The organism is Streptomyces sp. NPDC051105 (assembly GCF_040682795.1).
GTDB lineage: Bacteria > Actinomycetota > Actinomycetes > Streptomycetales > Streptomycetaceae > Streptomyces.
The window spans coordinates 293,837-306,579 of sequence record NZ_JBFBBR010000007.1; the positions used below are offsets into that span (position 1 = coordinate 293,837).

Sequence of the window (12,743 nt, forward strand, 5' to 3'; positions counted from 1 at the left end):
GGCACGGCAGGGGCGCGCCACCGCGAACCGTGGGGGGCGGGCCACCGCGAACCGTGGGGGGCGGGCCACCGCGAACCGCGGGGGCGGGCCACCGCGCACGGCGGGGGCGGGCCACTGGGCACGGCGGACGCGGGCCACCGGGCACGGCGGACGCGGGTCGTCGGCCATGGCGACGGGGCCCGGGGAGGTGGTCCCCGGGCCCCTTTCCGGTGTCTCCCCGGGCCCCCTTCCGGTGTCAGCGGGCGGTTGCCGTGGGCGGTACCGGGGCGTAGCCGGTCGGGCGGGTGGTGAAGGTGCCCCGGCCCTGGGTGCGGCCGCGGAGGCGGCTCGCGTAGCCGAAGAGTTCGGCCAGCGGCACGGTGGCGGTCAGCACCGCCGACCCGCCCCGGGCCGCGGAGCCGGTGACCCGGCCGCGCCGGGCGGCCAGGTCGCCCAGTACCCCGCCGACCGCGTCCTCGGGCGCGGTGACCGTGACCTCGGCGACCGGCTCCAGCAGGACCATGGCGCACCCGCGCAGGGCCTCCCGGAGACCGAGCCTGCCCGCCGTACGGAACGCGGTGTCGGAGGAGTCCTTCACATGCGTCGAGCCGTCGGTGAGGGTCACCCGCACTCCGGTGACCGGGTGGCCGCCGAGGGGACCCTCGGTGAGCGCGTCCCGGCAGCCGGCCTCGACCGCGCGGACGTACTCCTGGGGCACCCGGCCGCCTGCGACCGCCGACCGGAACTCGAAGCCCGCCTCGTGCCCCAGCGGTTCGACGTCCAGCACGACGTGCGCGAACTGCCCGGCACCGCCGGTCTGATGGACGTGCCGGTGCACGAAGCCGGTCACCCCGCGCACCACGGCCTCCCTGAGGGCGACCCGCGGCCGGCCCACCGCGACCTCGGGGCCGCCGTCCCCGCGGATCTTCTCCACGGCGACCTCCAGGTGCAGTTCGCCCATCCCGGACAGCACGGTCTGCCCGGTCTCCGCGTCGGTGCGCACCACCAGCGAGGGGTCCTCCTCGGCCAGCCGGGCCAGCGCCTGGGCCAGCCGGCCGGTGTCGGTACGGCGGCGGGCCTCGACGGCGACGGACACCACCGGTTCCGGGGCGACGGGCGGCTCCAGGAGCAGTGGGGCGTCCGGAGTGCACAGCGTGGCGCCGGGACGGGCCGACTTCGGTCCGACGACGGCGACGATGTCACCGGCCACCGCCCGGTCGAGGGGCTCGTGCCGGCCGGCCATGACGCGCAGGATGCGGGCGACGCGTTCGGTGCGGCGGGTCGCGGGGTTCCACACGGTGTCTCCTTTCTCGATCGTGCCCGAGTAGACGCGGACATGGGTGAGGCGTCCGGTGGGCGTCGCGGTCACCTTGAACACGAGCGCCGCGAAAGGCCCTTCGGGGTCGGCGGCCCGCCGGCGCTCGGCGCCCTCGTGGGTGCCGCGCGCGGCGGGGACGTCGACCGGTGCGGGCAGATAGGCCACGACCGCGTCCAGCAGTGGTTCGATGCCCCGGTTGCGGTAGGCGGAGCCGCACAGGACGACGACGCCCTCACCGGTCAGGGTGAGGTCGCGCAGGGCGGTGGCCAGCATGCCGTCGGACAGCCGGCCGGCCGGCGCGCAGAACTCCTCCAGCGCGGCCGGGTGCAGCGCGGCCACCGCCTCCTCCAGGGCGTGCCGCCGGCGCTCCGCCTCCGCGCGCAGCGCTTCGGGGACCGGTCCCGTCACGGCCGTACCGCTGTCGTCCGGCCAGAGCAGCGCACGCATGCGTACGAGGTCGACGACGCCGGTGAAGCCGTCCTCCGCGCCGACGGGCAGCTGGACGACGAGGGGGGCCGGGTGCAGCCGGGCGCGGATCGACTCGACGGCTGTGTCGAGCGTGGCGCCCGCGCGGTCCAGCTTGTTGACGAAGGCGATCCGAGGCACGCCGTGCCGGTCGGCCTGCCGCCACACCGACTCGCTCTGCGGCTCCACGCCGGCCACCGCGTCGAACACGGCGATCGCGCCGTCGAGGACCCGCAGGGAGCGTTCGACCTCGTCGGCGAAGTCGACATGGCCCGGGGTGTCGATGAGGTTGACGCGGTGGCCGGCCCAGGCGCAGCTGACGGCCGCGGCGAAGATGGTGATGCCGCGGTCGCGTTCCTGGGGGTCGAAATCGGTGACGGTGGTGCCGTCGTGGACCTCACCGCGTCTGTGGATGGTGCCGGTGGCGAAGAGGATGCGTTCGGTGACGGTGGTCTTTCCGGCGTCGACGTGGGCGAGGATGCCCAGGTTACGAACGGCCGCAAGGGGATTGACGGAGTTCGGGTGGAGTTCGGTGCGCATGGCCCGTTGCCTTTCGAATGCGGTTCCCGGACGGGGCCCGGAATGGGCGGCGCAATTTCCGTGCGGCGAAGTTCACCGGCCTACGACTGACGTAGCGTCAATGTCTTGGCATATGCCAGGAGTTGAAGAGGCCGGTCGGGCGTCACGGAGTCCGGCGCCGGCCGCGCAGCGGGCACCGGGGGGACGGGGACACGAGGATCACCTCGTACCGGGAACGGGAAGAGACGGCAGTCGCGCGGTCGCGCATGGCCCTCTCCCCTCAATCGTCCGAACTCGTCACGGCAAAGCACCGCGACCGCCTTCCGCGGCTACGGTGCGTGATACCGAGCGAGTGTAGGCAGGGGGCGCGGGACACGGCACCCGGTTTTCCGACCAGGGGACTTGCGCTTCCCGGAGATACCGGTTCGTTCCCTTTTCGCCACCCCCCGGGGAATGGGGCGGCTCGCAGTCCCGACATTTTCCGGACATTCACCTGACCGGCATCGATAACTCCGCTGTCCCGGAAGGCGCTTTCCGGGGCGGTGAACGTCGGCGGAGCAGGTTCACCGGAAGAGACCGCCGCAACTCCAGCGATTGGCCGAAAACCACGCTTTACGGCGCCCAGCGGGACATCAGGACGTTCATCCCCTTCGCCTGCCCGGCCGACCCTGGAATGGACGTCCGGAACGCCCCGGATGCACATCGTCGCGGGTGACACCCGGAACACGCCGATCCGCCGCGGCCCGGCCGGAGCCGGTGTGGAACATGTGTGGATTTTCGGTGAAGCACCGCGCATGGCTGAGAAATCAGGATCGCGCCCGGATTCCGAGAGGGCGTACAAAGGCCGGAAAGCGGCCCGTCCAGGTGGCCGGTGAACGCTCCACCACTCTGCGAGTAAGCCTAATCTGATCGGCGAGCAGACTGAATGAGCACAGCAAGTGGACGGACAGGACTGGATTGGACACGCAAAAGACGCGGAGAGCGCCGTTCGCCGCGCTGCGCCGGGGTACCGCGATGCCGGTCGCCGCGCAGGTGCTCATCGCGGGAACGCTTTTCTCCCGTGTCGGCGACACCCTCGCCTCACTGGGGCTGGTGCTGCACGCGGCGGACCGGGACATCCGCTTCGGGGTGACCGAGGTGATGCTCGCCGAACTCATCCCCACGGTGCTCGCGGCACCGCTGATCGGCTCCGTGGTGGACCGGTTCAGTGCGCGCGCGGTGTGTCTGTGGGCGCTGCTGGCCCAGTCGCTGTCCCTCGGTGCGGCCACCGTCGCCGGCGGGTTCCATGTGAGGGTCGTGCTGATCGCCCTGTCGGCCCTGGCCGGAGTGGCCTCGGTGGCCGCCGGGTTCAAGATGCTGCCCGCCGTCGCCGGTGAACGGCACACGGGCCGGGCGAACAGCCTGCTGACGGCCGGCCTCTCCGTGGCGGGGCTGATCGGGCCTCCGCTGGCCGGCTTCCTCAACTCCCAGTGGGGCACCGGCGTGCTGCTCGCGGTGGACGCCGTGTCCTTCCTCGTGCTCGCGGGCTGCACCATGCTGGCGGTGCCGAGGAGCGTCGACGTGGCGATCGGCCGCCGCCCCGCCACGAGACTCGCGGACGGCTACCGGGCGCTGCGCGACGCCCCGGTGGTGGGCACGCTGATGCCGGCGCTGGCGGCATCGATACTGGCCATCAGCATCGAGAACGTCGCGGGCGTCTTCTATCTCCGGGACGTCGTCGACGGCAACGACACCGTCTTCGGTCTCTTCCTGGCGACCTGGGCCCTGGGGTCCGTCCCCGGGGCCCTGCTCGCGGGCCGCGTGCGCTGGGCGGACCGGCACACCCTGCTGATCCTCGGCGGCATCACGGGCATGGGCCTGGGCCTCCTCCTCACCGGTCTGATCCCGGTCGCCGCGGTGATCTTCCCGCTGTTCCTGATCGCGGGCTTCGGCAACGGCGCCTGCAACGTCGGCCTGCGCAACGCGGTGCACTCGCGGGTACCGGCCGAGGTGCACGGCAGCGCCTGGGCCTGCTTCCAGGCGCTGTCCCGCAGCTGCATCGGCCTCGGCTTTCTGCTGGGCACCCCGAACAGCCTGGTCTCCAGCCAGGGCCAGGTGATCATCTCGGGTGTCATTCCGCTGGTCGCCATCGCGTGGGCGGGCCTCGTCACCGTCCGGCGCGGCGAGCACACGGTGACCGAGACCTCGGCCTGAGCGACCGTCCGGCCGGAGAGCGGCCGGGCCGAACGACGGTGCACGCGCGGGTCTTTCGCCCGCTGTCCGGGGACGAGTTCCTGACCGCGAAGTGGCCCGGCGCCTCCCGTCTCCGGCCCGCCGGCCGGCCGGCCGGAGAGGGGAACCGCGCCCCTGACGGGAGACGCGCGTCTTGGGAGAGCCTTTGGTCTAGTCCTCTTGACGACGGAGACCCCGGGGAGTTTGGTATGTACCAATACCGCTCGCGGCCCCTCCCCCACCTCTCCGCCCTCGTTGGGCATCCCGAAAGGGCCACTGTCATGCACCTGGCAAGACTCGCGGCTTCCGCGTGCGCCCTCGCCCTCACGGCCACCGGCGCCGCCGTCGCACTGGCCCCCGCCGGCAACGCCGCGGCGGGCAGCGTCTACTCCGTGGCGCCCTACGTCGACATGTCGAACGGTCAGGAAGGCATGCTCGACACGGCCATCACCGGCCACCACCTCAAGGCCTACACGGCGGCCTTCGTCCTCGGTGTCGGCTGCACCCAGATCTGGGGCGACACGCTCCCCATCGGCAACGACTCCTACACCGACCCGGAGATCGCCAGGGCGAAGGCCGAGGGCGCCTCCGTGATCATCTCCTCCGGCGGGGCGGCCGGCGAGCCGCTCGCGTGGACGTGCTCGAACCAGAGCAGCATCGACGCCGGGTACCAGGCCATCATCAACGACTACGGCGTCACCCAGCTCGACTTCGACGTCGAGGGCGCCGCCGTGGCGGACACCGCGGCCGCGGCCCGTCAGATGCAGGCGATGAAGGACCTCAAGGCCGCCAACCCGGGCCTTCAGTTCTCCATGACCCTGCCGGTGCTGACGAGCGGGCTGACCGGCGACGGGGTCAACATCCTGAAGGCCGCCAAGAACGCCGGCGTCAAGATCGACGTCGTCAACATCATGACCATGGACTACTACGCCGGCACCGGCACCGGGATGGGCCAGGCCGCCCTCTCCGCGTCCCGGGCCACGCTGGCGCAGATGCAGTCCGTCGATTCCGGCTACACCTACGCCAACCTCGGCATCACCCCGATGATCGGCAAGAACGACGACGGGTCCACCTTCACCCTCGCGGACGCCCAGACGGTGGAGAGCTTCGCCGCGCAGAACGGCGTCGGACGGCTGTCGTTCTGGTCGGCCAACCGGGACCAGCCGTGCAGCGGAACCGCCAACTCGCTGTCCACGTGCAGTGAGATCAGCCAGAACCCGCTCGCGTTCACCGACGCGTTCGTGCCCTACGAGGGCAGCTCGGGCGGCGGCGGAGGCACCACCACCGACTTCTCCCTGTCGCTGTCGCCGGGCTCCGCCTCGGTCACCCAAGGCGGTTCGGTGACCGCGACCGTCGCCACGGCCGTCACCTCCGGCAGCGCCGAGTCGGTCAGCCTCGCCGCCTCCGGCGCACCCTCGGGCGTCAGCGTCTCCTTCAGCCCCAGCTCCGTGACATCCGGGGGTAGTTCGACGCTGACGGCGACGGTCGGATCGTCCGTGGCCGCGGGCACCTACCCGATCACCGTCACCGGTACCGCCGCCGGCGGCAGCCACAGCGCGACCTACTCGCTCACGGTCACGTCTTCCGGCGGCGGAGGGGGCGGTGGTGGGGGCTCGCTGACCAACGCGGGCTTCGAGACCGGCGGTCTGAGCCCGTGGACCTGCACGGGCGGCAGCTCGGTGGTCTCCAGCCCGGTCCACAGCGGCAGCCACAGCCTCCAGGTCACGCCGAGTTCCAGCAGCACCGGCGAGTGCGACCAGACCGTCACCCTGTCCGCCAACCACACCTACACGCTGACCGCCTGGGTGCAGGGCCCGTACGCCTACCTGGGGGTCAGCGGCGGCGCCACCGCGAGCACCTGGTCGAACAGCAGCAGCTGGAACCAGCTCACGGTCAGTTTCACCACCGGCAGCAGCGGAACGGTCACCGTCTACACCCACGGCTGGTACGGCCAGTCCAACGTGAACGCGGACGACTTCACACTGCGTTGAGCACAGGCGCATCGGAGAGGGGGCCGGTTCCCGGGCGTGTGCCCGGGAACCGGCCCCCTCGTCCGTGCCGCCGCGCGCCCTACTGACCGAAGCCGTAGGCGAACAGGTGGTCGGTGCCCGAGGACCCGGTCACCGGCAGCGTCACCGACGCCACCTGCTTGGACGGATCCAGCGGGACCTTCGTGGCGAAGACATAGGTCTTCACGCCGTCCCGGCCCCCGCTCCCGGTGTTCCGGTAGGCGGTGGTGACGGCCGTCGTGTCACCCGGCAGCGGCTTGCTCGGTCCGCCGTTGAGCGTCCAGTCCGAGAAGCCGACCGTCGCCTGGGAGGTGGTGCCGTCGGTGTAGGTGACGGTCAGCGTGCCCGAGACCCCGCTGCCGTCGGTCGGCGCGTTGACCGCCGCGCCCAGCAGGCCCAGCGACGCCCCCGAGGTGCCGGCCGGCATCGGGAGGGTCTGGCCGGCCATCTCCAGGTTGTCCAGCTGACCGGAGGTCACCGCCGGCCAGGTGTAGGAGACGCCGTCGACCGTGAGGGTGGATCCGCTCGTGACGCCGGCCGCCGCCAGCGCGTTCTGCGAGTAGGCCCAGCCGCCGCCGTCGAACCCGCCCGAGTAGCTGGCGCCGTCGGGGTAGATGCCCTCGTTGGTGGCGTACGGCCACAGCGCGCCGGGCTTGGCGACGGCCACGCGGAGCGTCGCCCCGGACAGTGCCGTACCGGTGCCGTGGTCGGTCAGGGCGAAGGTGACCGGGTACGTCCCCTCGCTCGCGCCCGCCGTCACGTGGACCTTCGCCTCCGCGCTGCCCGAGGCGGCCACCGTCAGCGAGCCGGACGCGGTGTCCAGTGTGACGCCGGAGGGCGCCGTCGCCGTCCAGTCGACCGTGACGGCCGCACTGCCGAGGTTGGTCACGTCGAGGGTCCCGTCACCGCCGGCACCCGGCTGGAGGACCAGGCCGTTGGACGGACCGGTCGCCGCCAGCACCCGGCCGCCGCCCGTGGTGTCCGACGGCGGCACCGCCGACGGGCCGGACGCCCAGGAGGTGTTCGGCTGGGTGCCGAGCGTGTAGTCGAGCGTGCCCGCGCCCTTGAACTGCCGGTATGTCAGCCAGGAGGTGTTCCACGCCTTGCCCTTGACGTTCAGTGACTGCACGTACGGCGCGCCGGGCGCGGCCTGCGGCGCGTTGATCCGCACCGTCTTGCCGTTCCCGAGGGCCACCTGGGCCACCGGGAACACCGGGCTGCCGAGCACCAGGGTGTCCGTGCCCGGGGTCTCCGGGTACATGCCCAGCTCGGACCAGACGTACCAGGAGCTCATGGCGCCGAGGTCGTCGTTGCCGAACGAGCCGACCGGCGCGTTGAAGTACAGGTTCTGCTGGGCGTCGCGGACGGCCGCCTGGGTCTTCCACGGCTGACCGGTGTAGTCGTACTCCCAGGGGATCTCCACGCTGGGCTCGTTGCTCAGGTCGGCGTCGGTGCCGCCGGGGCTCGTGATGTTGTCGAGCAGGCTGTCCAGGTAGGACGAGTACGCCTTGGGGCCCCCACGGGCCTGGATGAGCTGCTTCAGATTGAACGGCACCATGGGGGTGTACTGGGCGGAGGTGCCCTCCACGAAGCCGTTGGAGGTGCCGGGGGTGAAACCGGTCGCGAACTGGCCGTCCTTGTTCTTGGCCTGGAGGTAACCGGTCTGCGGGTTGAAGACGTTCATCCAGTCCTGGGCGCGGGCGGCGAACTTCTCGTAGACGGCCGTTTTGCCCAGCGACTTCGCGAGGGCGGCGAGAGCATAGTCGGCGGAGTCGTACTCCAGCTGGGTGGAGACCGGGCCGTAGAAGTTGCAGCAGTTGTAGTCGTTCTCGTCCAGCGGGAGGTAGCCCTTGGCGTCCCGCACCGACTCGCCGGGTCGGTCGTTGTTCGGGACGGTGGCCTCGTGCTGGAGGGCCGCGAGGGCCTTGCCCGTGTCGAAGTCCGTCGCGCCGAAGGCGTACGCGCCGGCGATGATGCCGGCGGCCGGGTCACCGACCATCACATAGCTCTCGCCGTTGTTCGAGGCCCACTTGGGCAGCAGGCCCGTCTGGTCGTAGCCGTTGAGCATCGAGGTGACGACGTCGCTCGTGACCTTGGGCTCGACCATCGCCATCAGCTGGGTCTGGGAGCGGTAGGTGTCCCAGCCCGAGTAGGTGGCGTACTGGGCCTTCTGCCCCTTGGCCAGTTCGTGGATCTGGTTGTCCATGCCCATGTACTGGCCGTTGGCGTCGGAGAACACGTTCGGGTGCAGCAGGGCGTGGTAGAGCGCGGTGTAGAACTGCGTCTGCTGGTCGGCGGTTCCGCCGCCCACCTCGATCTTCTTCAGCACCGCGTTCCAGGCGTCGTGGTTGGCCTTCTCGACGGCGCCGACGTTCCAGTTCCTGATCTCCGTGCCGAGGTTGTCCGCCGCGTTGGCGTCGCTCGTGTACGAGATGCCGACCTTCGCCGTCACCGTGGGGTTCGCGGAGGTGTCGAAGGTCAGGTACATGCCGTTCGCGCCGGTCGTGGGCGGCTGGGCGGCCTGGGCGGCCTTGGACAGCCGGGAGGCGGCACTGGCGCTCGGTGTCAGGGAGGCCGTGCCGGAGGCCTTGGCAGCGCTGCCGTGGATCGTCGGGGCCGGCCTCGCGGGGACGGTGAAGTGCTTCTCCTTCAGCGGGGCCGACTTGGACGCCTGCGGGGCCCGGCTGACCTTGCCCGCCTTCAGCGATTTGGCGTCGGGGGTGATGGTGCTGCCGACCCAGGTGCCGCTCGCGGCGAACGGCCGGTCGAACTTGATGTCGAAGTGCAGCGTGTACCGGTTGCTCGCGCCGCAGAAGTGACCGCTGTCGATCGCGCCGCTGATCTCCTTGCTGTTCACCACCTGGACGCGGGTTCCGTCCACCTGGGTGGCGCCCCCGCTCAGCTTGAACAGCAGGTTCGCCTGCTGCCCCGAGGGAAAGGTGAAGCTGCCAAGACCGGCCCGGGTGGTGTCGGTCAGCTCGGTGCTGACCCCGTTGGCGTCGGTGACCTTGTAGGACCCGATGCCGGCCTGCTCGTCGTCGTGGCTGAAGCCGACGGACGTGCCGGCGAGATCGCCCGACAGCGCGCCGGTCACCGGCAGGACGGGCAGGTCGCCCGCGACCGGGCAGCCCGGTCCCGAGACGTGGGTGAGGCTGAAGCCGGAGATCTTGCTGTCGGCGTACTCGTAGCCGCCGCCGTCGGCACGGTGCGGGGTGGTGTCGGGGCCCCACTGCACCATGCCGGCCGGCATGTCGGGGCCGGGGAAGGTGTCCACCGCACCGGAGGTGCCGATGAGGGGGTTGACGAGGGACGCGGGGTCCTTCACGAGGGGCGGCGTCGCGTTGCCCGCGGCCTGGGCGCTTCCGGTCGCCGGAAGCGGAAGGGCTGCCATGCCCAGGACGCAGACCACAACGAGGCGTCGGCGCAATCTTGCTCGGTCGGCTGGTGCAGCTGAACGTCGGGGTCTCACCATCGGTTGCCTCCGCAGCGGTTCGTGCTTCGCACATCAGGTGTCGGCGCGCCGAAAAACACCGGAATGCCGGCGACAGGCAACGGTCCGAGTCGCTCCCACGGCCTGACAACGTTGCCATGCACGAGTGTCGAGTGAAACGCCTGTGCTTGGGGCGTGTCAACGAGGCCAACAAGACTTTCTGAGTGCGAAGTTCACGAACGGCCGGGTACCGACCCTCCGGCGGCCGCACCCCGGCCCACCCGTCCGCACGGGCCCGCGCCGTCGAGGACGCGAGCCCGCCTTCGCCGCGGAAGGGACCGACGGCCGCGCCGAACCGGGCGATTCCTTGCGGGAGTTACCGCTCCACAGCAAAGGCTTCTTTCTCGGGGACGGCGAGTTCCGGCGGCAGTGCCCCGCGGTCCCCGGCTCCCCGCGCTGTCATCCCTCGTCGCGCAGCTGGGCCGCCAGGGAGGTCAGAGGCTCGGTCTCCACGGTGTGGCCCAGGGGGTGAGACGGGAGATCGCCGCGTCGAGGCGAGTGAGCGCGGGGACGGGGCGTTCCAGGTAGATGCCCTCCACGACAGCCGCGGGCCGGACGCACCCGGCCCGCTCGCCCGCCTGGTCCTTGCCGGGGCCCGGTTCGCCGACCAGGGTGAGGGCCCTGTCCAGCGCGGCCAGGGCGGTCTCGTACTCACCGGCGTAGGCGTTGAGAAGGGGTGAGATCGCGGCGGCGGCCGAGACTGCGGGGACCGGCAGGCATCACGCGCCGAAGACCTGGAACTCCGAGACCTGCGCGGCCGGCCAGCCGTTGTTTGCGGTGAAGGTGAGTCGTACGTAGCGGGTGGTGACGGTGGCGGGGAGCGTGAGGGTCGCGGTGTTGCCGGTCGCCGGGTTGAAGGTGTAGCCCGCAGCGGCGAGGAGTTGGGTGGAGGTGCCGGCGTCCGTGCCGCCCTGGACGGAGATGGTCTGGGTACGGGTGGCCCAGGCGGTCGACGGGGGGAGGTTGAGGACGATCCGTCTGACGCCGGTGGCGGCGCCCAGGTCGACCTGGACCCACTGCGGGAAGGCGTTGTTGGCGGACTCCCAGTAGGTGTTGGCGTCGCCGTCGGTCGCATTGCCCGAGGCGTAGATCTGGGTGTGGCTGCTCTCCGAGGTCGGGCGGTGGAGGGCGAGGTTGGTGGTGCCGGACGGGGGGTCGGTGGTGACGGTGACCTGGTTGGAGGGCTGCGACACGTTTCCGGCCGCGTCGAGGGCGACGACGTCGAAGGTGTACGCGGTGGACGCGCCGAGTCCGGTGACGGTGAAGGAGGTTGAGCTGGTGGTGCCCACCTGGGTACTGGTCGAGCCGGACACCTGAAGGATCCGGTAGCCGGTCACGCCCACGTTGTCCGTCGACGGGTTCCAGGTCAGCGAGACGGAGTTGCCGGTGTGTCCGGTGACCGTCAGGGCGCCCGGCGCGGCAGGCGGTGTGGTGTCGCCGCCGGTGGGCAGGGTCGGCTGGGTGGGGCGGGTGGCGGTCAGCGCGATCTGGCCCTTGAGCATGCGGCCGCCGTCGCCGGTCAGGCGAAGGTAGTAGTCGGAGGAGCAGACGGTGCCGTCCTCGTCGAGGGCGAGGAAGCCGGAGTTGGTGGGCACCCACGCCTGGGTCTCGGCGGTCTTGGCGATCTGGTTGCCCTCGTTGTACTCGTCGAACATCGAGATGTAGATGCCCTGCACCCCGGCCCGCACCATGTTGTAGAACTGCCGCCACATGAAGTCACCGTGCGCGCGCTGCCGGCCGGAGACGTCGCCGGGCAGGACGCAGGGCTGGAAGTCGATGCCGTTGGCGTTGCAGTCGGCCTGGTCGGGGACGGTGTAGGTGGTGTACGCGTTGTCGGCCTCGGTCACATTGCCGATCGCGCCGACCATCCACGGCGAGATCATGTTGAAGGCGTGGTAGACGCCCAGGTAGCCGGGCCGTGAGCCCCCGGTGCCGGTCCGCCATTCGCGCGGGACGCCGCCGATGACGTAACAGCCCTGTCCCTTGAACCAGTTGACGACGTCGAGGCAGGCATCGGCGGTGAAGGGGTGGTTGAGATCGTTGAAGCCGAAGCCCCAGATGCAGACGACCGGCTTGCCGTTCTGCTTCGCGTACGCCGAGGACGCGGTGTGCGCGGACATCTTGTTCGTCCAGTCCGTCTTGATCTCGGACTGCATGTTCGTCCAGTTGGAGACGTCGTACATGATGTAGAACTTCCGCCCGTACGACTCGGCGGCGCTGCGCACCTTCGTCGCCATGGCGTCTCGGGTGGGGCCCTCACCGCCGGTGGGGTTGAAGCGTTGGAGTGCCGCGGTGTCGATGTTGTTCTGCTGCATCCACAGGAAGTGGGTGTTCACCGTCTGCTGGTCGTAGGAGGAGAACAGCTTGGCGGGCTGGCCGTTGCCGAGGGCGGCGTACGACGTCTGGTACGTGTTGGTGTACTCCCGCACGTCGGGCCAGCAGCTGATGCCGGTGTTGGTCGGGGACGGCGGCTGGCCCCAGTTCTGGGTCCAGTGCCACCAGCCGTTGATGGGCGCGCCGTCGCCGACGCAGGCGAACCAGCCCTGGTAGCCGACGGTGATCTTGCCGACCACGTCGCCCGGCTGGCCGGCCGCCGACGCGGTCTGGGCGAGTACCGTCTCGGTGGCGCCCACGGTTCCCACCGCGGTGGCCGCGACCGCGGCCCTCAAGAAGACTCTGCGTGTGACACCCATCTGGACTCCTCGTCGGTGGTCGGTGCCGCCGAGCGCACCCGCGCTCGGCGGCACCATCG

General features: G+C 71.0%; 5 protein-coding genes and 1 pseudogene. 2 read left to right on the forward strand and 4 right to left on the reverse strand.

Going from position 1 to position 12,743, the window contains the following annotated elements; genetic code table 11:
* Positions 1-235 precede the first annotated feature (235 nt).
* Complete coding sequence (gene fusA / locus AB0N16_RS19930; protein ID WP_365798362.1) at positions 236-2,302, reverse strand: elongation factor G; 2,067 nt, start codon at positions 2,300-2,302, stop codon at positions 236-238.
* Positions 2,303-3,238: 936 nt separating this feature from the next.
* Between fusA and AB0N16_RS19935 the strand changes: the two genes are divergently transcribed.
* Together AB0N16_RS19935 and AB0N16_RS19940 are read left to right on the forward strand one after the other, a co-directional pair.
* Entirely contained in the window at positions 3,239-4,474 is a 1,236-nt protein-coding gene (locus tag AB0N16_RS19935) for an MFS transporter (protein WP_365798364.1), read from the forward strand.
* Between the two features lie 299 nt (positions 4,475-4,773).
* Positions 4,774-6,483, forward strand: coding sequence for a carbohydrate binding domain-containing protein (locus AB0N16_RS19940; RefSeq protein ID WP_365798366.1), 1,710 nt, complete (start codon positions 4,774-4,776; stop codon positions 6,481-6,483).
* Between the two features lie 79 nt (positions 6,484-6,562).
* Here AB0N16_RS19940 and AB0N16_RS19945 read toward each other — a convergent pair whose 3' ends face one another.
* The 3 genes and pseudogenes from AB0N16_RS19945 to AB0N16_RS19955 all read right to left on the reverse strand — a co-directional run bounded on the left by AB0N16_RS19945 (position 6,563) and on the right by AB0N16_RS19955 (position 12,684).
* The gene (locus tag AB0N16_RS19945) at positions 6,563-9,892 is read right to left on the reverse strand and encodes a lectin (RefSeq protein WP_365798368.1); all 3,330 of its coding nucleotides are present in this window, start codon (positions 9,890-9,892) and stop codon (positions 6,563-6,565) included.
* Positions 9,893-10,390: 498 nt separating this feature from the next.
* Positions 10,391-10,662, reverse strand: a pseudogene (locus AB0N16_RS19950) (hypothetical protein); the annotation flags it as partial.
* Positions 10,663-10,710: 48 nt separating this feature from the next.
* A complete protein-coding gene (locus AB0N16_RS19955) occupies positions 10,711-12,684 on the reverse strand; it encodes a discoidin domain-containing protein (RefSeq protein ID WP_365798370.1) in 1,974 nt (657 codons plus the stop codon).
* Between the last annotated feature and the right edge of the window lie 59 nt (positions 12,685-12,743).

What these genes read in the sequence shown, in the direction of transcription:
- AB0N16_RS19940 (WP_365798366.1), top strand. Translation starts at nt 4,774, where the DNA reads ATGCACCTGGCAAGACTCGCGGCTTCCGCGTGCGCCCTCGCCCTCACG.
- fusA (WP_365798362.1), bottom strand. Translation starts at nt 2,302, where the DNA reads ATGCGCACCGAACTCCACCCGAACTCCGTCAATCCCCTTGCGGCCGTT.
- AB0N16_RS19955 (WP_365798370.1), bottom strand. Translation starts at nt 12,684, where the DNA reads ATGGGTGTCACACGCAGAGTCTTCTTGAGGGCCGCGGTCGCGGCCACC.
- AB0N16_RS19945 (WP_365798368.1), bottom strand. Translation starts at nt 9,892, where the DNA reads ATGGCAGCCCTTCCGCTTCCGGCGACCGGAAGCGCCCAGGCCGCGGGC.